This window comes from Rhizobium sp. P1_C7 (assembly GCF_056406295.1).
The window spans coordinates 271,114-296,508 of record NZ_JBFUAL010000005.1; the positions used below are offsets into that span (position 1 = coordinate 271,114).

A 25,395-nucleotide genomic window follows, 5' to 3' on the forward strand; every position below is an offset into this window, starting at 1 on the left:
GCTTGTTCCCGAATGCAAGCGCAAAGGCGCCACAAGCTTCCTTATTTCTAAAAAGCTTGTGGCTTAGCCACCACGAGCTTCACGCCACGAAGAGAACTCGGTGATCGTCTTCGAGGCAATTTGCTGCATGACAGAGGCGGGGACGGCCGCCCAGGGATCCTGCGCTGCCGACGGCACGCTCTCCTGTCCCTGGATGCGGTGCAAGCGGGAGCCGCTGTTGTCCAGTACGTCCCAGACGTAGACGACCGTCACCTTGCCGCTGTCGGAAAAGGCGGAGAGATAGCCCTTCAGAATGTAGGAGCTGCTGTTGTCGTTGGAGCTCTTGATGGAAAGGCCGTGCGAACGCGCCTCGGCGCCGAGTTGACGCGACAACGGGGTTACCGCCTGGACCGGGGCGCCGATGATGGGCAGAAAGCGCACCGTCGCGCCGCGGCTTGTGCCCTGATTCAGCATTGCTGTCTGGCTTTGCTGCGCAGGCTGCTGCCGCGCCGGCTGTTCCAGCATGTCCTGTTCTTCGGCTTCAGCGTTCGAGACCGGCTCCGAAAGCGTCTTTCCCTTGATCGGGGCGGACGCTGCCGGCGGGCGGGCGTCGCCGTCGAGAGCGAGAGCCTGCGCCTCCATCGTCGTCGGAGGCGTGCCGGTGCCCTGCCTGTATCCCTGTTTTATGTAGGCCGGATGGTATCCGCCTTGCTGGTACGTGCCTTGTGGGGGCTCGGACGCAAATGCCTGTCGGCGCGGCGCCGTTCCTGCCATGCGTTCGACATCGCGTTGGGTCACAGGAGACGAGCGGACGCTGCCCGACGTGTCGCCTATGTCGACCAGCGGGGTGAGGGCATCCGTGGTATTGCAGGCCGATAGCAGGGTTAGGCAGGCCATGAGCGTGGGCGCCGTCGCAACTCGCGTCATCCCTCGGTTCGTCCTTCCCTCATGCGCGTGCCAGCCCCGGCCAACTTTATGACGGTCGGGGCTGGTCTGTGTCAATTGCGGATTCTTGGCCTGGACGCTTTACGTCAGGCGTTGATGAAATCCAGGGAATGACGGGACAGCGCTCGAGGCGCACCCTCGGTCGTCCGATAGGTCTGGCCAAGCGTCATTGCCGTTCCCGTATCGGAATCCATGATGATCATGTGGACGAAGAGCGACATACCCGCCTCGATCGGCTGGGGGTTCCCGACGTGGAACATCTGGTGCTCCATCCATGATGGCGAGAAGCGGGCGCCGAGCGAGTAGCCACAGGCGTTGAGGCGATGGCGGGCAAGCCCACGTTCGTCCATGATCTTGGAATGCATGTCGAAGACGTCGCCAAACGTGTGGCCAGGCTTCAGGACGGTTTCGATCGCCTGGATTGTTTCGAGGCAGGCATTGTAGAGTTCGCGATGACGATAGGCCGGTTCGCCGACGACGATCGTGCGCATCATCCCCGCATGATAGTGCGCGTAGGCGCCCGCCCATTCCAGCGTCAGCTGATCGCTGGAATCGAGCTTCCTGCGTCCGGCCTTGTAGCGGCAGAGGAGAGCATCCTGCGCGGAGCCGATGATGAACTCGTTGGCGGGGTAGTCGCCGCCGCCAGCAAAAACCGCCCCCTGCATGGCGGCGAGAATATCGGCCTCGTCGGCGCCGGGCTTCGTGAGCGCGATGGCGGCGTCAAGCGCGTCATCGGCCAGTGCTGCGGCGCGTTCGACATAATTCATTTCAGCCGGGCTCTTGATCAGCCGCAGACGGCTGACGAGGTAGGAAGCATCGAGGATCTGGCCGAAGGCCGCAAGCTGGGTGTCGAGCAGGCGGGCGACACGGCCGGTCATGCCGTGCGTGTCGTATTCGATGCCGATACGGGCGCCTAGCAAGTCCATTTCGACCAGCAGGTTCTTGAGGTCGACCGTCGGATCGGCGTTCACCCTGTCGACCCAGATGTGGATGTTCTCCAGGATCGACGTCTGCCTGGCCTGACGCAGATCGGCCGAGCGTGTAATGAGGGCCATCGTGCCGTCTGATTTGACCACCAGGGTCTGGAAGAAGCAGTAGCCGAAGGTGTCGTAGCCGGTCAGCCAGTACATGCTCTCCTGAGCGAAGAGCAGGACGGCGTCGAGCTTTTCTTCCTGCATCTTTTCCGTCAGGCGCGCGAGGCGGCTGGCGAACTCGGGCTTCTCGAAGTGCAAGGCCATACCGCTCAAATCTCCCTAATGGCAATCGCAGAAATCTGCCGGCCGTAGTCCGGCTCCTGTTTATGCGTCGTGCGCCGATAGGAGTAGAATCGCTCGCTATCGGGATAGGTGCAGAGCCCAAGGCTTTCCGCCCGGACGCCTGCGGCAAGCAGCCGGTCGACGGTGAGTGCGGGAAGATCGAACATCGCATGGCCGGGTTTTTGCGATGCCGTGAAATACTGCGAATATGCCTTGTTCTGGCTGACAAAACGGTCGACAAATTCGGGGCCAACCTCGTAGCTCTGGCGGCTGATCGATGGACCGAGGCAGGCGACGATCGCCTCCCGCCTGGCGCCAAGCTTCTCCATTGCATCGATTGTGTTTTCGAGGACGCCGGTCAGCGCGCCCTTCCAGCCGGCGTGGGCCGCGCCGATGACGTTTTTTTCCGGATCGGCAAACAGGATCGGCCCGCAATCGGCGGCGAGCACACCGAGCGCGATGCCGGGCGTTGCGGTTACCAACGCATCGGCGGGGGGGCGGGAACCGTCATAGGCGGCATCGACGACGACGACGTCCGGCGAGTGAACCTGGTGGACGGTCGCCAGTCGTTGGAGCGGCAGCGCGAACCAGCTTGCGACGCGCCGGCGATTTTCCTGCACCCTCTCGCGGTCGTCATTCGAACCAAGGCCGACATTGAGGCCGCGATAGATGCCATCGGACACGCCCCCTTGCCGGGTGAAATAGCCATGAACGATTGCGCCGCCTGTCGCCTGGTTCAGCAGCGCGCTTTGGATAGGTGCCGGGGATGGCGCATGTGTCATCAGTCATTCCGAGATTGGGTTTGGCGCTGCCTATGCGATCTTGTTCGGCAAAGCGTTTTTCGTTGCCACGGATGTTGGCCCAGCCGCGCGCGCTCTGTCAATCCACAGGGCGGAAAGGCATGAGACCGATATCGGGATGAGAAACCGCCATGACCTTGAACAGTTCCCCCATTTTTCCCTCGCCTTCGCCGGCAAGCCGATCGACGGCGGTCTGGACAATCTGCTGCGTGCGTGGCTCGTGATCGCGTCCGAGCGCGGCGGCACGTTCAAGAATGCCGAGCCCGACCAGAAAGTCTCCCTGGCGGAGGGCCCCGTTGACATGCAGCCCTGCCGAAGCGGCGGTTTGCGCGAGCGCCTGGAAATCGACGTGGCTGGTCAGATCTGCTTCGCCCGGATGGGCGAGCGCCGGGTCGAACTCATGCATGCGAACGGCCTGCAGCGTGTCACCGAAGCCGGTGACCAGATGACCGTAGTCGATCGCCAGCGCCGTTCCGTCAAAACGCTTGAGCCGCTCAGCGATTGCAAGCATCACGGATTGCCGGGCAGGAGAAATCTCGAAAAGCGTGCCTGCAGGCATGGACTGCGCCCCTTCCGGCAAAAGGGCAGGGTCGATGCCTGCGACGCCGGCACCGAATGCCAGTTCGCCAGCGGCGTCAAGGCCAACCATGCGCTCGCGAAAACCCGTCGCCGTCTTGACGAACTGACGGATAGGGATGGCGTCGAAAAGCTCATTGGCAACAATCAGCGTGAAGCCCGGCGGCACCTCGTCAAAATCTGCATGCCACTCGATCTTGCCCGCATGGTCCGCAAGGGTTTCCTGCTGGATGTTGCGCAGGCGCTCGCTGGTCTCCACGAGGTGCGCCTTCGTGGCTTCGAAAAGCGGCGGCGCGAGGCGGGAGATCACCCGCAGCATATCGGCCATCATGGTGCCGCGGCCGGGGCCGATCTCGACAAGCCTGACATCCGCGGGTGTCCCGTGACGCTGCCAGGCGTGAACGACGAAGACGCCGATCATTTCGCCGAACAACTGGCTGACTTCGGGCGCCGTCACGAAATCGCCAGAAAGCCCAAAGGGTTCGCGGGTGCGATAGTAGCCGTATTCGGGATCTGCGAGGCAGAGCGAAAAGAAATCGGTCACGCTGATCGGTCCGTTCGCCTGGATGATCGCCTTGATCTTTTCACCGAGTGCGGTGGTCACTTTTCTCCTCCTCCAACGGCCCAGATCAGTGCTGCAGGGCAGCCTGCCGGCGGGCACGGATCATGGCCCAGACGCCAAGTAGAAACATGGGAGACGAGAGGACCATTCCCATCGTCAGCCAGCCGGTGCCGAGAAGATAGCCAAGCTGGGCATCCGGCTCGCGGAAGAATTCAACGAAAATACGGGACAGGGCGTAGCCGCCGACAAACACGCCAGTGACAAACCCAGGCGATTTCAGTGCGCGCAACGCGTAGATCAATACGGCGAGCACGATGAGCAGCACGATGCCCTCAAGGCCGGCTTCGTAGAGCTGGCTGGGGTGGCGGGCAAAGGGGCCGCCCGTCGGAAAGACGACCGCCCATGGGACGTCCGCCAGCCGGCCCCAGAGCTCGCCATTGATGAAATTGGCAATGCGGCCGCAGAACAGCCCGATCGGAACGACGGCCGAGACGATGTCGAAAAGGCTCCACAACGGAATAGCGTTGCGCCGCGCGAAGATGATCATCGCAATCGTCGTGCCTGCCAATCCGCCGTGGAAGGACATGCCGCCGTTCCAGATCTGGATCGCGCGGATCGGGCTTTCGATCACTGAGGGCAGGTCGTAGAAGAGGATATAGCCGATGCGTCCGCCCAGCACGATCCCGAGCGCTACCCAGACGATGAAGTCGTCGAGCTGTGTCCTTGAGATCGGCGAGGCGTTGTCCGGCCAGAGCTTGTCGTTGCCCGCGATCAACCGCGCATAGTACCAGCCGAGCATGATGCCGGTGACATAGGCGAGACCGTACCAGTGGATAGCCAAGGGACCGATCGAAAACGCGATCGGATCGATGTCAGGGAAAGGCATGATGGCCAGAAGGTTGGCAGCTGTCGGCAAGGTGTTCCCATCCGTTGATGTCGGCGGAACATGGCGCTACGCCCGCAGACGGTCAAGTCGATTGTTAGTGATCCGTAATGCGCGGCGTGCTTATCCAGAGCAAAGCGCTTGCATCCTTAATGGCGAAGTCCTACCTCATCCTCATAGGCCGCGCAGGCCCGAACCTATTCACTTAAAAGGGAGAAGACCGCCATGACGACTGGAGCAAACCGCATCATGGACGAGTTCGCGAAGTTGATGACCGATGCCGCCGGCGCTGCCCAGGGCGTGCGCAAGGAGATCGAGACCGCGTTCAACGCGCAGGCCGAGCGCTGGCTGAACAGCATGGACATCGTCAAGCGCGAGGAATTCGAGGCCGTGCGCGAAATGGCGATCAAGGCGCGCGACGAAAACGAAGCCCTTTTGGCGCGCATAGCAGCGCTGGAAGCGAAACTTGCCGCAAAAGGCAATTAATCTCGTTTTGAGACAGGCCGTGGTGTGGCCTTTATGAGACACGCCGCGGCTACGGCCAAAAAAGCCGGTGCGGTTATCCACCTGTGGACACTGCCAAAAAAGCCAATTCGCAGAGTCGCTTAATCCCCCTTCTGTATGCAAATCCAAACACCTTTCCACAGTGGCGTTTCCGAAAACGGGCCTTTTGGGGCTGGTATGCCACCGGGTGCGTTATACACTGATTTTAAATGATGATTCGAAGCGGTTGGTAAGCTCCGGGCAGGTTCACTGCGTAAGTCTGGTAAGCGGTTCAACGATCATCTGAGTTGGTGGTTTCCGGGTAGCTGTATGCGTTTCTGCTGTGTCTCGTTGGACAAAGTCGTTGCGCATTCACTCCGGTCAAGAAGGTGCTGCATGAGCCTCATGGAATTGGAAGTCGAGCGTCAGTCGAACCCGGTCGATATGATCGAGTACGTCGCCGCCAACAACGACTGGGCTTTCGAGCGGTCCGGCGACGATGAGATCGCAATGACGGTCGAAGGCAAGTGGACGGATTACCACGTCTCCTTTTCCTGGATGGAAGAGTTTGAAGCGCTGCATCTCGGCTGCGCCTTCGATATCAAGGTGCCGGAACAGCGGATGAATGAAGTCACAAGGCTTCTGGCGGCGATCAACGGCCAGGTGCTGATGGGGCACTTCGATGTCTGGCGCCAGGAAGATGTGATCATTTTCCGGCAGTCTCTCCTGCTTGCCGGCGGTGCCGAGCCGACGAACAGACAGGTCGAGGTGCTGCTGGCCAGCGCGCTCGATACCTGCGAAGCCTACTATCAGGCATTTCAGTTCGTGATTTGGTCCGGCATGGAAGCCAACCGCGCAATGGAAGCGGTTCTGTTTGAAACGGTAGGTGAAGCGTAAAATGTCGTCAGTGCTTTCGTCTTCGGGCCCAATCGTTCTCGTCGGTGCCGGCAATATGGGAGGCGCAATGCTCTCCGGCTGGCTGAAGAGCGGTGTCCCGGGAGCTTCGGTGGTCGTCGTGGATCCGGGTCCTTCGGCACAGATGATGGATACCATCAGGGCCGCTGGCGCGACCCATGTGACGGCTGTTCCTTCCGACCTGACGGCGGGCGTGCTGTTTCTTGCCGTCAAGCCACAGGTGATGGAAGCGGTTCTGCCCCTGGTCAAGAGCGCGGTTGGCGCCACGACGGTGGTCGTCTCGGTTGCAGCAGGCAAAACGCTCGGCTTTCTCGAAAGGCATCTCGGCGAGGCCGCGATGGTTCGCGCCATGCCGAACACTCCGGCAATGGTGGGGCGTGGCGTAACCGGTGCCTTTGCCAACGGGCGTGTTACGCAAACGCAACGCGACCACGTGCATGCGCTTTTGCGCGTATCCGGTCCTGTCGAGTGGGTGCCTGACGAAGCCGATATCGATGCGGTCACCGCACTGTCGGGCAGCGGTCCGGCGTATGTGTTTTATCTCGTCGAATGCATGGCAGAAGCAGGCCGCAAACTCGGCCTGCAGGCGGACCTTGCCATGCGCCTCGCACGGGAAACGGTCGCGGGGGCTGGTGAACTCTTGCATCAGTCCCCCGACGACGCTTCGCGCCTTCGACAGAACGTGACGTCTCCAGGTGGCACCACTGCGGCAGCTCTTTCGGTGTTGATGGCCGAGGACGCGATGCAGCCGCTGTTCGACAAGGCGCTTGCGGCTGCGCGCAAGCGCGCCGAAGAACTTGCCGGCTGAGGCGCTGTGATGACCGAAGAGATCACCTACGCCGATTTCGAGCGTGTCGACATTCGCGTCGGAACGATCATCGAGGCCACTCCTTTTCCGCAAGCACGCAAGCCCGCGATCAAGCTGCTGATCGACTTTGGTCCCGACATCGGCGTGAAGAAATCATCGGCGCAGATTACGGTGCATTACACTTTGGAGGACCTTGTCGGACGGCAGGTTCTCGGCGTCGTCAACTTTCCGCCGCGCCAGATCGGCCCGTTCCGGTCCGAAGTGCTGACGCTCGGCTTCGAAGATGAGGCAGGCGCCATCGTGCTCGCCGCGACCGACAAGCCCGTCCCGAACGGCAAGAAACTGATGTGATCAGCGAATGCTGATGGGATCAGTGGATATCGCGGGAAAGCGGGTCGGTGAGGCGGTAGTCGTGGAATACGGCTTCGAAGCCCGCGCGCTTAGGTGAACAAAAGACCGGGCCGACCGCCAACTCCTTCAATTCCGGATCGAACCAGGCGAGGCGGGCCATTTGCCGCTCGGTCATGCGATCGGTCTTGAACTGGATGAAGAGGGCATCGCGGTTGCGCGTGACCCGCACGGCCATTCGCTCAAAATCATGATCGATGCGCAAGGCCGACCAATCGGAATTGCCGTTGGTCACGACGACGCTGAAATGTCTGGCTCCATCCGTGAATTCTATTCCACATTTCATCCAGTGCGTGGCATCGGCTCGCAGCATGATACCGGCCTGATCGTACAGTGTCTCGTAGCGCCCCGAGAAACAGAGTTCGGCGGTGAAATCGCCGCGTCGGGACTGATGCAGGAAATGGCCGTCGTCGCGATGAAATCCGTAGTAGGTACCCTGCCAGAAATCCGTTTTCTCGCCCGAGCGAACATGCAGCGCGCCGTCGCGCTCTTCGACGAAGGGCGGGGGATTGAACCACTTCATGTCATTTGCAGCGATGGTCATCGGATATCTCACGCAGGCAGGCGGATCGTTGCGCGCAAACCGCCCTGCGGACTGTCGCCCAGCGTCACGTTGCCCCCGTGGCTGCGGGCGATGTCACGGGCGATAGCAAGGCCAAGACCGGTGCCCGATGCATCCAGGTTTCGCGCTTCGTCGAGCCGGAAGAAGGGCTTGAAGACGTCCTCGCGGTTCTTCTCCGGAACTCCCGGGCCGTCGTCGTCGAACGTGATGGTCAGCCATTTCGCACTGTGTCTCGCGTCTATGCTGAGCGTGCTGGCATAGCGACGGGCGTTGGAGGCGAGATTTGTCGCCAGGCGGGTGAAGGCGGTCGGACGGACCGAAATGCTGTCGTCGCCTTCGATCGCATAGGTGAGCGTCTTGCCGTGCAAGGCGAAATCCGGCTCGAGTTTCTCGAAGAGTTCGCTGAGCTTCAGTTCGCCGACATCCTCTTCGACTTCGCTGCGGGCAAAGGCCATGTAGGCCTCCAGCATCGATTGCATGTCGTTGATGTCCTCATTCAATCCATGCAGATCCGGATGATCGCCCGCGAGCGCGAGCTGCAGCTTGAAGCGGGTCAGGATGGTGCGCAGGTCGTGGCTGACGCCGGTCAGCATGGCGGTGCGCTGCTCCATCTGGCGCTCGATACGTTCGCGCATGAGAATGAAGGCGAGACCGGCGCGGCGGACTTCGTCTGCGCCGCGCGGATAGAAGTTGTCCGCCTTCTGGCCCTTGCCGAAGCTTTCGGCGGCGGCGGCCAGCGTCTGGATCGGGCGGATCTGGCCCCGGAGGAAGAGAATGGAGATGGTGATCAGCACGAGCGATGCTCCAACCATCCATACGATGAAAATATGGGTGTTGGAGGCGTAGGTCTGGCTGCGCCTCGCCAGCACGCGCAGTATCTTGTCCTTGAGCTTTACCCGGATCTCCACAAGGTTGGAGTCGCCTACCGTGTCGATCCAGAACGGGCGCTTGATCTGGTCGCTGATCTCATCGCTCAAAATGCCATCCAGGATCGAGAAGAACGGCTTGATGCGCGGCGGAGGCAGTTCGCCGTCCTGTTCGATCGATATCTGCAGGCCGAGCTGGTCGCGCGCGATGCGCGTTGCTTCGCTGTAGTCGGTATCCTGAGGATAGGTCTCGATCATTTGAATGATAGCCGCAATATCGCGCGTCACTGCCATCGAGAGCCGCTGCGTGACCATCTGCCAGTGCCGTTCCATGAAAAGGGCGGCGACGACGGATTGCAGCAGCACCATCGGAATGATGATGATGAGAAGCGAGCGGACATAGAGGCCTTTGGGCAGCTGGCGGCGCAGCCAACGGCCAAACCATCGCCATCCGTAGGTAAGTGAGCGGTCCTCGCGCCGCAGGGAATCGAATGTCACCATCTAGATCGCCGGTCCTGACGTTGGGTCCTCAATCGATGCTCAGCCGATATCCTATACCACGAACCGTCTGGAGCCAGACCGGATTTGCAGGGTCGTCCTCGATTTTCCGGCGCAAGCGGTTGATCTGCACGTCGATCGTTCGCTCGCCGACATCCACGTCGCTTCCGATCAGCTCGTGACGCGGAATGGTGTCGCCGGCGCGTTTGGCGAACAGCAGCATGATTTCCTGCTCCCGGTCGGTGAGACGGACGACCTCGGAGGCTTTCTTCAGTTCCTTGCGGGTCAGCGAGAATGTGTAGGGGCCAAACATCACCTGTTCGATCTTCGGTGCGTCGTTCGTGGCATTGCGGCGCAGGATGTTGTTGATGCGCAGAACGAGTTCGCGTGGATCGAAAGGCTTGGGAAGATAATCGTCGGCTCCAGCCTCCAGACCGGCAATGCGACTGCCCGCTTCCGCGAGTGCGGTGAGCATGATGATCGGCACGCTCTTGATCGTGCGCAGGCCCTTCGTGACGTCGATCCCGGATTCGCCAGGCATCATCACATCCATGATGATCAGATCGAAGTCGAGGCCGGCCAGCTTGCGCCGGGCTTCGGCGCCGTCGGCCGCCACGGTTACCCGGAAACCGTTCTCGGTCAGGTAACGGTTAAGCAGGGCGCGAATGCGCGTGTCATCGTCCACAACGAGCAAATGCGCTGCATCGTCCGAAATAACTGTTTTCGCCGCCATTCAGTCCGCTTTCGAGTTTTGTCTGTTCCGCATGCCCCTCAGAAAGGCTTTCACACCTTCCCGTACTTCCGGAGTAGCTCCGTCGAATGCTCTCTCAATACGGCGCGATTGCGGCTCTGCCAGTGCAAAGGCCAGTTCGCGCCCCGTCTTGGTCGGATATAGCTTGCGCTGCCGTCTGTCCTGCGGCCCCGCAAGCTGCCTGATATACCCCGAATCGATGAGCTGTTTGAGTACCCGTGCGAGACTCTGCTTGGTAATCTTCAACGTATCCAGAAGATCGGCAACGGTCATGCCCGGATTGCGGTTAACGAAATGCACCACGCGGTGATGCGCGCGTCCGAAGCCGCTTTCCGACAGGATGGCATCGGGGTCGGAAACGAAGTCGCGATAGGAGAAAAACAGCAGCTCGATGATGTCGAAGTCGATGGTGTCGGTGTTTTCCATCGGCATCTTCAGCGGCTCTGGCTTGCCGGCTTTCGGGCTGGGCTGTCGTGCCAATTTGGCATTTCCTTTCTTATTCGGCGTCCTTCGGGAACTATCTGAAAAATTATGTCAGCTTTATTGACATAATTTTACGTCATTGTTAGCTTCCGCGGGCTTTGCGAAGCCAAAGAGATCGCAGTTTCCACCGAAAACCCGACCCGCCTTCGCAAAACTCCCGATCGACGCGCAATTTCCCCTACTTCAGTGGATAGAACGTATTTGGGACAACAATCAACAGGCATGGCGTAGGCGCGCCGAGGAGTGCAGGATGGCTTCAGTTCCTTTCGATCAGCTGGATGGCGAAATCTGGTTCAACGGTGAGTTCGTTGCGTGGAAGGATGCCAAGATCCACGTGCTGACGCATGGTCTCCATTATGCCAGTGCCGTATTTGAGGGCGAACGCGCCTATGGCGGCAAGGTCTTCAAACTCACGCAGCATAACGAGCGTCTGCACAGATCGGCGGAAATCCTAGGTTTCAAGATCCCGTATTCCGTCGCCGAACTGGATGCAGCCACGGTCGAGCTGTTGAAACGTCAGGGCTTTTCGGAGGCCTATGTCCGCCCGATCGCCTGGCGCGGCAGCGAAATGATGGGCGTTTCAGCTCAGTCGAACCGCATCAACGTCGCGATCGCCATCTGGCAGTGGGGCAGCTACTTCAACCCGGCTGAAAAGCTCAAGGGCATTCGTCTCGATATTGCCGAGTATCGCCGTCCTGACCCGAAGACGGCGCCGTCCTCGTCCAAGGCAGCCGGACTCTACATGATCTGCACCATTTCGAAGCACGCTGCCGAAGCCAAGGGCTATGCCGATGCACTGATGCTCGATTATCGCGGGCAGGTCGCAGAGGCGACTGGCGCAAACATCTTTTTCATCAAGGAAGGCGTCATCCATACGCCGACGCCGGATTGCTTCCTCAACGGCATCACCCGGCAAACCGTGATTGAGCTCGCCAGGCGTCGCGGGATTGAAGTCGTCGAGCGCGTCATCATGCCCGAAGAGCTTTCAACGTTCAGCGAATGCTTCCTGACCGGATCGGCCGCAGAAGTGACCCCCGTCTCTGAAATCGGTCCTTACCGGTTTACCCCCTCTACAATCTGCGAGACGCTGATGAACGACTACGTCAGGGAAGTTAACCCGGCTGCTGCGGCGGGATAACAATATGGCACGCGCGCTGCGGCCAGTTTCCATGGGAGGCCGGCCGTTTTTCTTGCGTGTGCTATCTTGCCTTGGCGACAACGGCACCGACGATCGTCGACAGGATGCCGCCGATCGCGCCGGCGATGGTTCTGGCGACTGCGCCCGCGATCACTGGGGTAATGAGTGGTAGTTCGCGCTTCCTCAAACGCATCGCCGACTGCGCCACCCAACGGGATGACCAGCCCTACAGGCGATCCGGCGTCCAGCGGGCAACAGGGCTATCGTCTGGATATCAGTATCTTAGCATATGAAAGGCGGCAGCGACATGGATAGCAACCGATGCGTGAAAAATCTGGCGCGTGCATTCCCGCACGAGAGGCGGCCCTGAGGCCGCCCTGCTGATCACCCGCTGGTCATCGATTTCCGCTGTTATCGATAGACATAGACAATACGTCTGCTGCCGGGATCCACCAGAACCGGCCGGTCGTTGATGCGCGCATAGCGATATTGGTAGTCGGGGATCTCCTGGAAAGTCACCTCGCCGGGGACTTGTGCGCCGACAACCACGTCGCCCCCGACGTCATATGTCCGACCCGGATTGGTTTCTATATAGGTCGTAACCGTCTCGGGCGGATCTATCGCTTCCACCGAGCCGACGGGGCCGAGCAGCTCGTCCCCGGGGGCTGGTTCGGCCGGAGCAACGCTGGCTGTCGTTTCATAGGTCACTATGGGAACGCCGAGATCGCCCCGGTGGTCCTGGACGATGACAGTATCGCCACCCTGGTCCATCTGCAAATATTGCGCGTAGACCCAGCCACGAACGCCGTTCACGTCGACCCGGCACCAGCGACTATCCTGAATGCAGCCGTCGAGGATGGTTTCCGAGCCGCGTGGGGCAACGCCTACGGATCGGTATTGCGTGCCTGGGCCTGCATGGATCGTAAGATCGTTGATGGCCGTCGCAGCCATTTCCGCCTGGGCAAAGCCGGCGCTTCCCGCGACGATTGCGCCAGCCAGGAAAAGTTCTCGCTTCAAGGTCATCTTGGTTCTCCTTCTTTCCAACGGGCTGGTAACGCCCCGCCTGACGGGAGGTTCCCAGATTTCCGACCACTGGCTGAGAGAGGGCTTTCTGACCGTTCAGTAACCAATTGAATTATTGTTGAAATCCTGATTTTCTTTCAGCATCACCTTGGGTTTCGTGGCTGTGACTTTTTGTGATGCTGCAGCGTCTCGCCATTTGGATATGACGTAATGTTTACAAAAATGGCGGTGTGCCGGCTTCATTTCCGGACTATATCGGTCCATCAGAAAGACGAAGCGAGGCACTCATGAGCATGCTCCAGGCAGGCATTATTCCTGTGACGGCGTTCCAGCAAAACTGCACGATCCTGTTCGATCCCGAGACGAAGGAAGGCGTCGTGGTGGATCCCGGCGGCGATGTGCCAATCATTCTGCAAGCGGTCAAGGACAACAACCTGGTCATCAAGGAGATCTGGCTGACGCATGGCCATCTTGATCATGCCGGCGGCGCCAAGGAGCTGAAGGAAGCATTGGGCGTCGATATCGTCGGACCGCATGAGGACGATCTTCCGCTGCTGACGCGCATCGAGACGCAGTCGCAGAAATACGGCTTGCCGGCGGGTATGCAGAACGTCCTGCCCGATCGCTGGCTAAAGGACGGCGACAGGGTATCTTTCGGCGAACATACGTTCGAGGTGTACCATACGCCCGGGCACGCTCCTGGCCATGTCATCTACTTCAACCGAGCGCAGAACTTTGCGCACCTGGGTGACGTGCTCTTCAGCGGCTCGATCGGCCGCACCGATCTGCCTGGCGGCAACCACCAGCAGCTCCTGGATTCCATTCGAGAGAAAGTGCTGCCTTTGGGCGACGACGTCGGTTTCATCTGCGGCCACGGTCCCGGCAGTCGAATCGGCGACGAGCGACGCAACAATCCTTACCTGCAGGGGATCTGACCCTGCTCAAAACAAAAGCGCCGCTGAAAAGCGGCGCTTGGTTTGCCTTCGGCTGACGTTATCAGTTCGCTACGCAGAAATGGCTTCGGCCGTCGTTGCCGATGAAGGTACCGCTCCGCGGATCGAACGAACGATAGCGATAGGAGCAAAAACGTTCCCACTGCGGCGTCCAGGGCTCGACCGCAGCACGGACCTGTACCGGGCGATAGTAGCGCGGCGGTGCACGATAGACCGGCGCATCGTCATACGCATAAGGGGGGTCAATGTAACGTGGTTCGTCATAACGCGGAGCGCTGGCGATTGCCGAGCCTACGATCAGGCCGGTTGCAAGACCGACTGCACCGCCTACGAGCGCATCGTTGTTGTGGTTGTGATAATGGTTATAGCGCCAATCGTCAGCCGATGCCGCACCGATCGACGAGAATGTGATGGCAGCAGCGGTTGCCGTCAGAAAGAGGGTTTTGGCGAGCCTATTCATCATGTCCTGTCCTGTTCAACTAATCAGCGGTCTTGCACCTTGATGATGTCAAGGTAAGGGCGGGGATGTGAATACAGGCTGAACGACAAAACCCGGCATTCCTGCCGGGCTTCAACTCGAATTGACAGCGTTGGCTAAGGTGTCAGCCCGGGCTGAAATATCAGCCCGAAATCTGCAGGTTGACAGCCTTCGGACCCTTGCCGCGGCGATCCGGCTCCGTGTCGAAGCTTACCTTCTGGTTTTCCGTCAGTCCGGCAAGACCCGAAGCCTGAACGGCTGAAATGTGAACAAAGATATCAGCGCCGCCACGGTCCGGCTTGATGAAGCCGAAGCCCTTGTCGGTATTGAAGAATTTTACAGTGCCAGTCTCGGCCATGCGTCAGGTCCTTTTATCTCTGCCCGTCATCCACACGGGCAGCATCACTGATAATGCCCCCTCTCGGAGGCGCTAGCAGGCAATTATTGAAATGTGAGAAAAAGGTCCCCTCTTACTCCGCCGGTCGCCACGGGACTTTTGCCCGATTTATCGGAACCAGCAGACCGGAATATTTGCGTCTCCGGCGCGCATATTATCAAGGACTTCCCATGCTCGCAAAATGCCCGAACGCCATGAGAGTGCTGCGATTATTTAATTTTGGCAAGCAAAAGTTTTCTTGCGGAGCGGCCGCGGCGAACCCGCTCCGGCGGCCTTATTTGGCTCTCGCGAAAAAAATCGCTCATAAGCAAGCGCTGATTAACGTTTTATATCGTCGGCAATATAGTTTAGGGGCAGATTTTCCCAAAAATGCAACGCTAGCGCGACCGATTAAAAATTAAAGTTTTTTTATCTTTTCGCCCTCACCCCAGACTTTGGCTCGTTTTCAGCCCGTTCGAGGCGCGGCGGCGCGTTATCTCGGGTACGATTTCAACCAGAAGCATCGCCAGGAACATCAGCGCGCAGCCGGCGTAGCCGAGCGGCGGAATCGTCTCGTTGAGAAGCAGGGCGCCAAGCGAAGCGCCAAAGAGAGCTTCCGACGACAGGAAGATTGCCGCCTGCGACGACGTCGTGTAGCGCTGGCCGATGATCTGAAGCGAGAAGGCGACGCCAGACGAAAAAAGCCCCACATACAGGATCTCGGGCGCGGCCGTCCGGACGGCTGTCCAGGTGATCGGTTCGGTCACGATGGCAACGGCGAGCGCGCAGACGGCGGTGATGGCAAACTGAGCGGTGGCGAGGCTAAGCGCCCGGCCGTTCTCCGATACGGCAATGCCTGCCAGTGTGATCTGTCCCGCCCAGAAGATGGCGCAGACGACCGTCAGGAGATCGCCTTGTGACAGGGCCGACAGTTGACCGCCGGACAGCAGGAAGATGCCCGATACCGCCATGACCGCGCCGGGCCAGATGATCCAGTGCGGAGACCGGCGCAGGAAGACGACCGCGATCAGCGGGACGAAGACGACGTAGAGCCCGGTGAGGAAGCTCGAGTTCGTCACCGTCGTCGTCTGCAGGCCAAGCTGCTGCGTTGCGGCGCCGCCGAACAGCGCAAGGCCCGTCAGCAGGTTGAGGGTGAGGTGGCGAGGCGTCGTCGTTGCGGTTGCCTTGCGGGCTTCGAGCAGCATGAAGGGCAACACAGCGACGGTTGCGACCGCAAAGCGAAGGCCAATGAACCAGAACGGCCCGATCGCCTTCATCGCCGTTGACTGCGCGACGAAGCCACCGCCCCATATGGCCGCTGCAAGCAACAGAAGAAGATTCGCCTGAACGCGCGTCATTGCATCCTCGATGTGGGGAATGGGTCGTATTGTGTTTCGAGCGTTAGCAGTTGCCTTTCCGTTGGGCAAGGGCGAAAAATGTCGCTGTTTTCGATGCTGCCTGACAGGAATGCGGTGTCGCCGGTGTCCGTTCCAGCCGTCATTGCGGCAAGCGGGATCAGGACGACGGATGCATCGCGAAAAAGGCAATCGACGTGACGACAGGGTACTCCGCCACGCCCCTCGGACGGAAGCCAGAGCCTAGGGAAGGGCAGGCGGCCCTGCTGCTGGATGGGCCGCAAATCGATGCGCCCGAGCATGTCGCCGGTCGCCAAGGTCTCAAGGATGATGCCAGCCCATGCCGACCGCTGCTTCGACTATGTCCATATGGTCGCGACCGACCGCATTGCCCTGGAGGCCCGGTTTGAGCTGCTGTTTCGGGCTCTCAAGCCGGATTGCATGCTCTGGATATCCTGACCGAAGAAGGCATCGCAGGTGCCGACGACGATTTCACAGGACGTGCTGCGCGAGGTTTTCCTTCCCCTCGGGCTTGTCGACGCAAAGGTTTGCGCGATCGACGAGGTCTGGTCGGGTCTGAAGTTCGTGATCCGCAAGATGTTGTGAGACAGTTTCTGGCGGCATTCAGCCATTGCGGTCCGGAGTGCGTGAGACGCGCAGCAGTGCGCCGTTGTCTTCATCGGTCACGATCAACAAGGCCCCATCGGGAGCCACCACGACATCCCGCATGCGGCCGTAGGTGCCGTCGAACATTCGTTCCTCTGCCACGAAGGCACCCGTGCTGTCGCGCTGCATGCGCGACAGCAGCTGGAATTTCAAGGCGGCAACCAGAAAATCGCCGTCCCACTCGGGAAACATCTTGCCGTGATAGATGGCGAGTCCGCCGGGGGCGATCGAGGGATCCCAATAGTAAAGGGGTTGTTCGAGCCCCTCCTTGGCGGTGCCTTCACCGATTTCCGCGCCGGAATAGTCGCGGCCATAGGTGATAACGGGCCAGCCGTAGTTCTTGCCGGGCTCTATGTGGTTGATCTCGTCACCGCCGCGGGCGCCGTGTTCGACTGTATAGAGTTTGCCGTCAGCGGTATCGAACGCGATGCCTTGAGGGTTTCGGTGCCCTTTCGACCAGATCTCCGGAAGCGCCTTCTCGCCGCCCCTGAAGGGATTGTCATTCGGTATGCCGCCGTCGGCATTGATATGAACGACCGCGCCGGCGTCGTCGTGCCAGTCCTGGGACCTGTCGCGATCGCCGCGGTCGCCGATGCTGATGAAGAGGGAGCCGTCCATGGCGACAGCGATGCGCGAGCCGTATTGAATGTTGCCGCTCGTGAAGCGCTTCATCGTGAAGATCGACTTGACGTTCTCAAGCGCTTTTCCATCCGCCGAAAGCGAGGCGCGAAAAGCCTCTGTGCCCGAGCCATCCTTGCTGGTGGTGGCGGCGGTGAAGTAGATCGTGCGGCTGGTCGCGAAATCGGGAGCGAGCTCGACATCCATAAGTCCACCCTGGCCCCGGTTTCTGACCTCGGGAACGCCGGAAATGGGCGCTGAAAGCTTGCCGTCTCGGACGATTCGCATGCGGCCGGGCCGCTCGGTCAGGAGATAAGCGCCATCCGGGAGGATTGCGACGGCCCAGGGATGTTCAAGTCCCTTGGCAATCGTCTCGACCTGAACTTCCACTTTCTTGGTCTGGACGACATCGGCGGCGAAGGCCTGAACGGAGACGGCAGCTGCCACTGCCAATATCGCGCTGAACTCAATTTCCCGAATTCTCTTCATCGTCCATCCCGTCGCTTGTCTCGAACAAGGTGGCGCTGTGGCATGTCGGCTTCAACCCTGCTCGGCCTTGGATAACGGGTTTGTGTTTGTCGCGGGAAGCGCGCCGGTCGGCATCGCGTCGACGAGGTCGGCCTCCACGATGTAGCGAAGCGATCCAGGTTCCGTTGCACCGAAGGGCCAACAGGTCGCGAGAACGAGGTGGCGTCCCTGCGCGGTGGGGTCGATGCCGCTCTGGTCCCACGGGACCACACGGCCTTCGGCGGCCTTGAAGGTCAAAATCTTTCCGTCACGCCTGGTAACTTCGATCTCGTCGCCCGGCCGCACGTCTTTCAACCAGCGAAAGTGCGTGTCGCGATGCGCGGCGATGACGGACGTACCCTCGTCGCCCGGCTGCGGTGTGTTGGCGAGCCATGCCGGCCCGAAGGCGAGTGCTTCGCCCGAGGCCCCGGACAGGACGATCGCGTGCTTTCCGAGGCGTGGGGCGCTGACCTCCGCCTCGGTGGTAAAGTCCGCCCACGGCCATGGCTTGGCATTTTCGCCGCGCAACTCGGCAGCGAAGGCTCTCCTCAACAGGACCTGGGAAAGCTCCGCCTTCGCCTTGATGTAGAGCCCGTCGCCAATCAGAATGGCTCCGTAGATCGCCAGGACTGCGATGCTGATGGCGATGGCTTTTTCGACAGCGGAGAAGCGGGGGAGGAGGGAGGCGCCCTGCTTGGCCCCATGCACGTCATAGGCTGTCGCGGCAGCTGTCGCCATTGCCAGCTCGAGGTAGGTCGGCAGCGGGTCGAAGTCGTCCGGCTCGTTGTACCCCATGGTTTTAGCCCGTCTAGTGGTCATTGCGCTTGGCTCCCGCAAACACGCCGCGCACCCGACGTCGCCAGACGGCCAATCCGCTTGCGGCTGTCATCGCAAGCAGCAGAGCGGTCAATCCGCGCATGATCTGCTCGTCGGCGCGCGTTGCCGTTTGCGGCAGCTTCACCGAGGCGGATTTCTGCGCAATGAGGGTTGCCGCTTTCGGTGTCGGCGCGGCCGCCATCCGTGTCGCCGCCAGCTCGGCGAATTCCTGCTGCGGAGCCGTCATGGCGTGATCGGGGGCCTTGCCTCCCGGCGTGGCGCGAGACGGTGCTGCCTCGCCGAAAACCTTCTCGAAATCCCAACCTTCAGGCAGGTTGAGCGGTACCTTGAGCGAGCCAAGGGGCTCGTCTGCGGCGCGCGCGGGGCTCACATCGACCGCGACGAGGCTGGTCATGCGCGAGACGAGGTGATGAGCGAGCGCGACGGTCTCGACGTCCTTGTCAACGGCCGCAGGGTCCTGACGTTCGTAGGCGCGCGCCTCGAGATCATCGATCTTCCGGCGTGCCCAGAGCTTCGAGATGCCATGGCCATCGGCTGCATTGGCAATGTCCATGTCGACGCGCCAGGGCTGCGCGCCCATCTTGCCTGTTATCTGCAGCTTGCCAGACGGCTTCTCGTCCGGCAGTTCCGCCGTCAGCACGACCGGTTCGCCGGAATAGAGGTCCGGCATCGGGTTGGGCGTGATGTCCTGCGCCTTCACGCCGGCGAAGGTTGCGGCGATATCGGTCATTGCCGGGTTTTGCAGCTTGTTGAAAAGCTCTGCCATGCGAATAGCAACCTGATCTGCTGATCCGATCTGGGTGAAGGTGCCGCGACCCATCTCGGCCGCTTTCGTCATGAAATAGGAGTTCGGCGCCGAGCCTATGCCCACCGTGAAGACGCGGGCGTCGCCGCGGTTCTGGGTGATCTCCATGAAAAGCTGCTGTTCGTTGCCGATCGCGCCATCGGTCAGGAATACCACTTGGCGAAGCGCACCGTTTGCGACCGGCCCCTGGTTGCGCAGGGCGTCCTGCAGGGCCGGCAGCATTTCGGTGCCGCCGTCCGCAGTCAGGCCGCTGATATAGGCAATTGCTTTCTCGCGATTGTCGGGTGAGGCGGCCACGAGGCCACTGAAGTAGTCCGTCATGGTGTCGTCGAACCGGATGACATTGAAACGGTCGCCCGGATTAAGCCTAGAGATGGCGAGCGTCAGGCTCTCCTTGGCCTGCTCGATCGATGGGCCGGACATGGAGCCGGAATTGTCGATGACGAAGACGATTTCTCGTTTGGCCGGGACTGCCGACGCATCATCCGTTGCCGGCGGGGTGACGAAGGCGAGCAGGTAGGTCTTGCCGTTCATGGTTTCACGGAAGAGACCTGCGCTCGGCGTCTTTCCCGGGGCAGCTTTCCAGGTCAGCTCGAAGTCCCTGTCAGCCGGAACACTCTCGCCTTTCAGCGTGATCGTCCTGTTGCGTTCCCCATCCTGCTTGATGTCGACGTCGTGAAACGAGGATTTGACGTCGCCGAGCTGAAAGCCGGCCTTGAGGCTTACGGTGAGAGCCACCGGATTGATCTTGGCGTTCTCGCGGGGATCGAGGGCGGGCGCTTCGATCTTCTCGCGATGTTCGACGGGATCGGCAGGCAATGCGAAGCCTGCGCCGTTGTTGAATTCCACGGTCTGCACGATGGGTGCTGGAGTGTATCGGGGTGCGACGACCATCGGGAAGCGGAGCGCGAATTCGCCCCCGGACTGGCGAGCGGCCTGCTGGTACTCGATCTGGATGACGACGGTTTCGCCGGGGCCAATGTTGGCGACCTGATTGGTGAAGATATTCGGACGCTGCTGCTCGAGGAGCGCCGCCTTCTTACCCTCGGCCTTTGCCTGCGCGTAGATCTCGCGGGCTTCCTGGCGCGGCTTGATCTGGCCCTCGATGAAGCGGTCGCCGATCTGCATTTTCAGGACGTCGACGGCCGAATTTTCCGGCAGCGGGAAGACATAGGTGCCTTCCACCCAGCCTTTGCTGGGGTTCTGGAACCGCTGCGTAACCTTGACGCGTGCGATGGGACCGGACACATCCATCTGGACATCGGTCTTCAGGCGCGGTGCCTCCACGAAGAGGCCGGGCTCCTTGGCCGGAAAAAGCAGTGAGCCTCTGTTGACGTTGTTCGGTCGCACGAGGCCGGCGAGCTGTTCGCTCTTTTGTTGGCTCTCGTCAGCGTAGGCAGCCGTCACCACCCCGAACGTCATGACAACAGAGGCGGCAAAGGCGACAAACACAACCAGCATTGACAGGCAAAGGCGACTGGCGCGCAGGCGCTTTACGGCAAATTCGTCTTCCGGAAACATGGCATGCCCTCAATAACCAATTTCGGATGCGTCAAAATGGGGCTTCGATCTCGGCGGGCTCACGACTGAAATGCGGCATGGCGCGGTATTTGTTGCGGCGAATTCGTGGCAACGGCGGAAATTGGCGAAGTTTTTGATTTCAGGGCGTAAATCGACCTGTGTTCAGAGACTGATTCAAGTTCTTCGCAAACCGGATCATGCCGCTTTAGCGAGCATGGCGCGAATCGGCGGCAGCTGTGGCCAATCGATCATGAAGAATCATTGGTCCCATAACGCCTTTGCGCTTGAAATGCCTGCTTACATTGGACATAGAGCTTAGCGCAGAGATCCGGTCCCGGCTTTCTGCCCAGATCAACCGTATAGGACCGCTATCATGGCCTTTCTTGCCGATGCTCTTTCCCGTGTGAAGCCTTCAGCCACCATCGCCGTTTCCCAGAAAGCACGCGAGCTGAAAGCCAAAGGGCGCGATGTGATCGGCCTTGGTGCCGGCGAGCCGGATTTCGACACGCCCGAGAATATCAAGAAGGCCGCCATCGACGCGATCAATCGCGGCGAGACGAAATACACGCCGGTCTCCGGCATCCCTGAACTGCGCAAGGCGATTGCCGCAAAGTTCAAGCGCGAGAACGGCCTCGATTATTCCTGGGAGCAGACGATCGTCGGTACCGGCGGAAAACAGATTCTTTTCAACGCCTTCATGGCGACGTTGAATACCGGCGATGAAGTCGTCATCCCCGCACCGTATTGGGTGTCCTACCCGGAGATGGTGGCCCTTTGCGGCGGCACGCCCGTCGTCGTCTCCGCAACGCAGGAAAACAACTTCAAGCTCCAGCCCGCCGATCTCGACAAGGCGATCACGCCGAAGACGAAGTGGTTCATATTCAACTCGCCATCGAACCCGTCGGGCGCTGCCTATACACATGCCGAGCTCAAGGCTCTGACCGACGTGCTGCTCAAGCATCCGCATGTGTGGATCCTGACAGACGACATGTACGAGCACCTGACCTATGGTGACTTCAAGTTCGTCACTCCTGTCGAGGTCGAGCCGAAGCTTTATGACCGTACGCTGACGATGAACGGCGTCTCCAAGGCCTACGCGATGACCGGCTGGCGCATCGGCTACGCAGCCGGGCCGCTGCAGCTCATCAAGGCAATGGACATGATCCAGGGCCAGCAGACTTCGGGTGCGACCTCGATTGCTCAGTGGGCTGCCGTCGAAGCGCTGAACGGCACGCAGGATTTCATTCCCGAGAACAAGAAGATCTTCGAGGGTCGCCGCGATCTGGTGGTTTCGATGCTGAACCAGGCCAAGGGCATTTCGTGCCCGTCGCCGGAAGGGGCCTTTTACGTCTACCCGTCCTGCGCCGGCCTGATCGGCAAGACCGCGCCGTCGGGCAAGGTCATCGAGACCGACGAGGACTTCGTCTCGGAACTGCTCGAAAGCGAAGGCGTTGCCGTCGTTCATGGCTCGGCGTTCGGGCTCGGACCGAACTTCCGCATCTCCTACGCAACGTCGGAGGCCCAGCTTGAGGAAGCCTGCAAGCGCATCCAGCGCTTCTGCGGCGCCTGCAAGTAGCTTTTCTGTTTGATATTGCGCTTGAAAACCCGCCGGATCCGGCGGGTTTTTTGTCGGAGGGGTGTCATGTCGCTTCTCAACGATCACAGATGACCAGGCTCAGAGAGAGAGCAAGCTGCTGCGCAAATTGAATCAGCCCTTGGCTCCAAGCCGTTGATCGCAGAATCCTATTGTCGTTTTGGCGGTGCCGTTTCTCCCGCTTGCGAAGCTGTCAGAGGCCCAAGGCCGTCAGCATGATGAACGTCGCGAAGAGGATGAAATGCGTCATTCCTTCGATGGCGTTCGTCTCGCCGTCGTTCAGGTTGATGGCCGCTGCAATGAGGGTGATCGCGACCATGACAGTCTGTGCCGGTGACATTGCCATGATGAAGGGTTGCCCGGTGTAGAGCGCTATCCCCTCCATGACGGGGACGGTCAGGATGACCGTCGAAAGAGATGCGCCCATGGCAATGTTGACCGTTGCCTGCATCCGGTTGCTCAGTGCGGCGCGCAGTGCGGTCATGATTTCAGGGGCAGCAGAGATTGCGGCGACCACGATGGCGGTCACGGCGACGGGCGTGCCGGTGCCCCTGAGGCCGGACTCCATCAAGGACGACATGACCTCGGCCAACGCGCCGATAATGACGACGCCGACGAGGATGGCGGCAATGGATGCCACCGTGGGCTCTTCGACATTGTGCTCGTCCGAGGCGTCCTTGGCGCGCTCGTGGCGCGGATAGCTGTAACTGAAGAAATAGCTGTGCTGGCCGACCTGCATGCGCAGGAACAGTGCATAAAGCGCAATCATCGCAACGATCGTGAACGCGGAGTAATAGTGCCATTTGTCATCGGGCACGAACTCGGGAACGATCATGGAAATGCCGATGGCAGTCAGGATCATGACCCCATAGGTCTTTCCCGAATTGTCGTTATAGGGCTGTTCTCCGTGCCTGAGGCCACCGAGCAGGGCGGCGAGACCGAGGATCCCGTTGATGTCCAGCATCAGCGCCGCGTAGATCGTGTCGCGCACGAGCGTCGGCGAACTCTCGCCGGTCATCATGATGGCGAGGATGATGACTTCGACGGCGACTGCCGACAAAGTCAGGATCATCGTGCCGTAGGGATCGCCAACCTTGATGGCGAGAATTTCCGCGTGGTGCGCGACGCGCATCGATGCGAGCACGATGGTGCCGACGAGGGCGAGGGCTGCAATCAGCGCTGCGCCCTGGCCCATTTGCATGACGTCATGCTCGGCCGCGTAGGCGATTACTCCCACGACGAGCGCCACAGCCATGTATTTTTCGTCTTTCAGGCGTGATGCTATCCCCAAGGGGCGGCTCCGACTTTGATTCATATCTCAAGTCTAAGGCGATGATTTTACATATCAAGTGAGCGGCCGCCCGGCCATGTTTGCAGTCTTGCGCATTTAATGGAATACTGACGTCTCGGTCAGCCGGAAGCATATCGCGGCGCCTCTCGTTTCTTGCCAAGCGGCCCCGCGGCGAAACCGGATCCAATTCGGTCTGCATTCGGGTGCGGAACAGAAGAAGAGGAGTGAGATGCATGGTCAAGGTGGTCTACGAAGTCGTCCCGCATGACGGGGGCTGGGCCTACCGGCTGGGAGATGTCTATTCCGAAGCGTTCCCGACGCATTCCGACGCGCTTGAGGCAGCCCGCATCGTTGCGGCCGAACAGCAGGTTGGCGGCGATTCCGCCGAGATCAGCTGGCAGGACGACAGAGGCAAATGGCATGAGGAATATGCCGAAGGCGGCGATCGGCCGGAGACCGAGGTGGTAGATGGCCACCGGATCATCCGTTCCGCTGACGCTTCGCCGCGCGCCTGATCGTTCCAACTGTCGATTGACGATCGGTCAGCCTGCACGGTTGCGCGGATTTTCCCGCACATAGCCAATAAGTCCCGCCACCAGCGCATCGAAGACGACGCGGTAACGCGATGCCGTCTTGATGCCCTCGTGCATCACGACCCAGGTGGCGAGCGGAATTTCGAAGGTCGGCAGCAGATGAACGAGATCCGGATCGCGTGCTGCAATGCCCCTCTGGCAGATGCCGATGCCGAGGCCGGCGCGAATGGCGGAGAGTTGGGCAAGCGGCTGGTCGGCCTTGAACGCGAAGTCGATGCCCTCGGGCATGGGGAAGCGCTTCATCATCGTCCTGATGTAGGCCGTCTGGCGATCGAAGCCGATGACCCTGTGGTCCGCCAGATCGGCAAGTGTCTGCGGCACACCCGCCCGTTCTAGATAGCGACGGTGCGCATGCATGCCGAGCGGGATATCACCGATCCGGCGCACGATCAGAGCGTCCTGGGTTGGCTCGGCCATCCGCACGGCGACATCGGCCTCGCGGCTGAGAAGGTCTTCGATCGTGTCGGATGCCGACAGCTCTATGCGCAGCTCCGGATAGGCGTCCATAAGGTGTGCGAGGATGGGAGGCAGCACCTCCACGCCGATGATCTCGCTGGCGCTGATGCGGACTGTCCCGGCAACCCGCTGCCGGTGACCCGATGCCACGCGCAGGAGGGCGGCCGATGTCGCCGCCAACGCCTCCGCATAGGGCCGAAGTTCCAGCGCGGCATCGGTTGCCAGCAGGCCGTTCGAGGAGCGAACGAAAAGCTTCGAGCCGATCCGTTCCTCAAGGGCGTCGATATGGCGGCCGATCGTGGGCTGTGTGAGCCCAAGCTCGCGCGCTGCGGCTGACAGCGAACCGTGCTGGAGCACGGCCAGCATGGTTCGAAAGAAATCCCAGTTCGGTTCCTTGTCCATACAGTTA

The 25,395-nt window shown here is 60.4% G+C and carries 29 protein-coding genes; 10 read left to right on the forward strand and 19 right to left on the reverse strand.

Going from position 1 to position 25,395, the window contains the following annotated elements:
* Positions 1-63: 63 nt before the first annotated feature.
* From AC1D2R_RS10065 to lgt, 5 genes are all read right to left on the reverse strand, one after another.
* Positions 64-906: a hypothetical protein gene (locus tag AC1D2R_RS10065; RefSeq protein WP_477967134.1), complete on the reverse strand. Its 843-nt coding sequence runs from the start codon at positions 904-906 to the stop codon at positions 64-66.
* Positions 907-1,010: 104 nt separating this feature from the next.
* Positions 1,011-2,162, reverse strand: coding sequence for a M24 family metallopeptidase (locus tag AC1D2R_RS10070; protein WP_477967135.1), 1,152 nt, complete (start codon positions 2,160-2,162; stop codon positions 1,011-1,013).
* A gap of 5 nt (positions 2,163-2,167) precedes the next feature.
* Positions 2,168-2,962 carry a peptidoglycan editing factor PgeF gene (gene pgeF / locus AC1D2R_RS10075; protein WP_477967136.1) on the reverse strand — a complete coding sequence of 265 codons (795 nt, stop codon included), beginning with the start codon at positions 2,960-2,962 and terminating at the stop codon, positions 2,168-2,170.
* A 97-nt stretch (positions 2,963-3,059) separates the two neighbouring features.
* On the reverse strand, positions 3,060-4,160 hold the full coding sequence (locus tag AC1D2R_RS10080) for a class I SAM-dependent methyltransferase (RefSeq protein ID WP_477967137.1): 1,101 nt from the start codon (positions 4,158-4,160) through the stop codon (positions 3,060-3,062).
* Between the two features lie 25 nt (positions 4,161-4,185).
* Positions 4,186-5,034, reverse strand: a complete 849-nt coding sequence (gene lgt / locus AC1D2R_RS10085; RefSeq protein WP_477967138.1) for a prolipoprotein diacylglyceryl transferase — start codon at positions 5,032-5,034, stop codon at positions 4,186-4,188.
* A gap of 192 nt (positions 5,035-5,226) precedes the next feature.
* Here lgt and AC1D2R_RS10090 point away from each other — a divergent pair, with 192 nt between their 5' ends.
* The 4 genes from AC1D2R_RS10090 to AC1D2R_RS10105 all read left to right on the forward strand — a co-directional run bounded on the left by AC1D2R_RS10090 (position 5,227) and on the right by AC1D2R_RS10105 (position 7,558).
* Positions 5,227-5,487, forward strand: a complete 261-nt coding sequence (locus tag AC1D2R_RS10090) for an accessory factor UbiK family protein (RefSeq protein WP_477967139.1) — start codon at positions 5,227-5,229, stop codon at positions 5,485-5,487.
* 393 nt (positions 5,488-5,880) lie between these two features.
* Positions 5,881-6,381: a type III secretion system chaperone family protein gene (locus AC1D2R_RS10095; protein ID WP_037058615.1), complete on the forward strand. Its 501-nt coding sequence runs from the start codon at positions 5,881-5,883 to the stop codon at positions 6,379-6,381.
* A 1-nt stretch (position 6,382) separates the two neighbouring features.
* Entirely contained in the window at positions 6,383-7,207 is an 825-nt protein-coding gene (gene proC, locus AC1D2R_RS10100) for a pyrroline-5-carboxylate reductase (protein WP_477967140.1), read from the forward strand.
* Between the two features lie 9 nt (positions 7,208-7,216).
* The gene (locus AC1D2R_RS10105) at positions 7,217-7,558 is read left to right on the forward strand and encodes a tRNA-binding protein (RefSeq protein WP_477967141.1); all 342 of its coding nucleotides are present in this window, start codon (positions 7,217-7,219) and stop codon (positions 7,556-7,558) included.
* 19 nt (positions 7,559-7,577) lie between these two features.
* Here the strand turns inward: AC1D2R_RS10105 and AC1D2R_RS10110 are convergent, their stop codons facing one another.
* The 4 genes from AC1D2R_RS10110 to AC1D2R_RS10125 are packed head-to-tail and all read right to left on the reverse strand — an operon-like array spanning position 7,578 to position 10,772.
* A complete protein-coding gene (locus tag AC1D2R_RS10110; RefSeq protein ID WP_477967142.1) occupies positions 7,578-8,159 on the reverse strand; it encodes a DUF1349 domain-containing protein in 582 nt (193 codons plus the stop codon).
* A gap of 8 nt (positions 8,160-8,167) precedes the next feature.
* On the reverse strand, positions 8,168-9,544 hold the full coding sequence (locus AC1D2R_RS10115; protein WP_477967143.1) for an ATP-binding protein: 1,377 nt from the start codon (positions 9,542-9,544) through the stop codon (positions 8,168-8,170).
* A 28-nt stretch (positions 9,545-9,572) separates the two neighbouring features.
* Positions 9,573-10,274, reverse strand: a complete 702-nt coding sequence (locus AC1D2R_RS10120; protein ID WP_477967144.1) for a response regulator — start codon at positions 10,272-10,274, stop codon at positions 9,573-9,575.
* Positions 10,275-10,772, reverse strand: a complete 498-nt coding sequence (locus tag AC1D2R_RS10125; protein ID WP_477967145.1) for a MarR family winged helix-turn-helix transcriptional regulator — start codon at positions 10,770-10,772, stop codon at positions 10,275-10,277.
* 253 nt (positions 10,773-11,025) lie between these two features.
* Between AC1D2R_RS10125 and AC1D2R_RS10130 the strand changes: the two genes are divergently transcribed.
* Positions 11,026-11,913, forward strand: a complete 888-nt coding sequence (locus tag AC1D2R_RS10130) for a branched-chain amino acid aminotransferase (protein ID WP_477967146.1) — start codon at positions 11,026-11,028, stop codon at positions 11,911-11,913.
* A gap of 61 nt (positions 11,914-11,974) precedes the next feature.
* On the opposite strand, the gene AC1D2R_RS10135 is transcribed toward AC1D2R_RS10130, so the two are convergent.
* Both AC1D2R_RS10135 and AC1D2R_RS10140 read right to left on the reverse strand, forming a co-directional pair.
* A complete protein-coding gene (locus AC1D2R_RS10135) occupies positions 11,975-12,106 on the reverse strand; it encodes a hypothetical protein (RefSeq protein WP_477967147.1) in 132 nt (43 codons plus the stop codon).
* A 218-nt stretch (positions 12,107-12,324) separates the two neighbouring features.
* Positions 12,325-12,936 (reverse strand): DUF1236 domain-containing protein, encoded by a 612-nt coding sequence (locus AC1D2R_RS10140; RefSeq protein ID WP_477967148.1) that lies wholly within the window; start codon positions 12,934-12,936, stop codon positions 12,325-12,327.
* 287 nt (positions 12,937-13,223) lie between these two features.
* Here AC1D2R_RS10140 and AC1D2R_RS10145 point away from each other — a divergent pair, with 287 nt between their 5' ends.
* On the forward strand, positions 13,224-13,871 hold the full coding sequence (locus tag AC1D2R_RS10145; protein WP_477967149.1) for an MBL fold metallo-hydrolase: 648 nt from the start codon (positions 13,224-13,226) through the stop codon (positions 13,869-13,871).
* A gap of 61 nt (positions 13,872-13,932) precedes the next feature.
* Here the strand turns inward: AC1D2R_RS10145 and AC1D2R_RS10150 are convergent, their stop codons facing one another.
* From AC1D2R_RS10150 to AC1D2R_RS10160, 3 genes are all read right to left on the reverse strand, one after another.
* Positions 13,933-14,349 (reverse strand): BA14K family protein, encoded by a 417-nt coding sequence (locus AC1D2R_RS10150; protein ID WP_477967251.1) that lies wholly within the window; start codon positions 14,347-14,349, stop codon positions 13,933-13,935.
* Positions 14,350-14,509: 160 nt separating this feature from the next.
* Positions 14,510-14,725, reverse strand: a complete 216-nt coding sequence (locus tag AC1D2R_RS10155; RefSeq protein ID WP_003581120.1) for a cold-shock protein — start codon at positions 14,723-14,725, stop codon at positions 14,510-14,512.
* A gap of 461 nt (positions 14,726-15,186) precedes the next feature.
* Positions 15,187-16,101 (reverse strand): DMT family transporter, encoded by a 915-nt coding sequence (locus AC1D2R_RS10160; protein ID WP_477967150.1) that lies wholly within the window; start codon positions 16,099-16,101, stop codon positions 15,187-15,189.
* Positions 16,102-16,386: 285 nt separating this feature from the next.
* Between AC1D2R_RS10160 and AC1D2R_RS10165 the strand changes: the two genes are divergently transcribed.
* Together AC1D2R_RS10165 and AC1D2R_RS10170 are read left to right on the forward strand one after the other, a co-directional pair.
* The gene (locus tag AC1D2R_RS10165; RefSeq protein WP_477967151.1) at positions 16,387-16,557 is read left to right on the forward strand and encodes a hypothetical protein; all 171 of its coding nucleotides are present in this window, start codon (positions 16,387-16,389) and stop codon (positions 16,555-16,557) included.
* 18 nt (positions 16,558-16,575) lie between these two features.
* Positions 16,576-16,704, forward strand: coding sequence for a hypothetical protein (locus tag AC1D2R_RS10170; protein ID WP_477967152.1), 129 nt, complete (start codon positions 16,576-16,578; stop codon positions 16,702-16,704).
* Between the two features lie 18 nt (positions 16,705-16,722).
* Here AC1D2R_RS10170 and AC1D2R_RS10175 read toward each other — a convergent pair whose 3' ends face one another.
* Genes AC1D2R_RS10175 through AC1D2R_RS10185 form a run of 3 tightly spaced genes read right to left on the reverse strand, consistent with a single transcriptional unit; the run spans position 16,723 to position 21,052 of the window.
* Positions 16,723-17,871 (reverse strand): PQQ-dependent sugar dehydrogenase, encoded by a 1,149-nt coding sequence (locus AC1D2R_RS10175; protein ID WP_477967153.1) that lies wholly within the window; start codon positions 17,869-17,871, stop codon positions 16,723-16,725.
* A gap of 51 nt (positions 17,872-17,922) precedes the next feature.
* A complete protein-coding gene (locus AC1D2R_RS10180) occupies positions 17,923-18,708 on the reverse strand; it encodes a class GN sortase (RefSeq protein ID WP_477967154.1) in 786 nt (261 codons plus the stop codon).
* A complete protein-coding gene (locus tag AC1D2R_RS10185; protein ID WP_477967155.1) occupies positions 18,698-21,052 on the reverse strand; it encodes a marine proteobacterial sortase target protein in 2,355 nt (784 codons plus the stop codon). Before AC1D2R_RS10185 ends, AC1D2R_RS10180 begins: the two co-directional genes overlap by 11 nt.
* Positions 21,053-21,425: 373 nt before the next feature.
* Here AC1D2R_RS10185 and AC1D2R_RS10190 point away from each other — a divergent pair, with 373 nt between their 5' ends.
* The gene (locus AC1D2R_RS10190; protein WP_477967156.1) at positions 21,426-22,628 is read left to right on the forward strand and encodes a pyridoxal phosphate-dependent aminotransferase; all 1,203 of its coding nucleotides are present in this window, start codon (positions 21,426-21,428) and stop codon (positions 22,626-22,628) included.
* Positions 22,629-22,839: 211 nt separating this feature from the next.
* Here AC1D2R_RS10190 and AC1D2R_RS10195 read toward each other — a convergent pair whose 3' ends face one another.
* Positions 22,840-23,937, reverse strand: coding sequence for a calcium:cation antiporter (locus tag AC1D2R_RS10195; RefSeq protein ID WP_477967157.1), 1,098 nt, complete (start codon positions 23,935-23,937; stop codon positions 22,840-22,842).
* A 233-nt stretch (positions 23,938-24,170) separates the two neighbouring features.
* Here AC1D2R_RS10195 and AC1D2R_RS10200 point away from each other — a divergent pair, with 233 nt between their 5' ends.
* On the forward strand, positions 24,171-24,452 hold the full coding sequence (locus AC1D2R_RS10200; RefSeq protein ID WP_477967158.1) for a DUF2188 domain-containing protein: 282 nt from the start codon (positions 24,171-24,173) through the stop codon (positions 24,450-24,452).
* A 27-nt stretch (positions 24,453-24,479) separates the two neighbouring features.
* Here AC1D2R_RS10200 and AC1D2R_RS10205 read toward each other — a convergent pair whose 3' ends face one another.
* Positions 24,480-25,388 carry a LysR family transcriptional regulator gene (locus AC1D2R_RS10205; protein ID WP_477967159.1) on the reverse strand — a complete coding sequence of 303 codons (909 nt, stop codon included), beginning with the start codon at positions 25,386-25,388 and terminating at the stop codon, positions 24,480-24,482.
* Between the last annotated feature and the right edge of the window lie 7 nt (positions 25,389-25,395).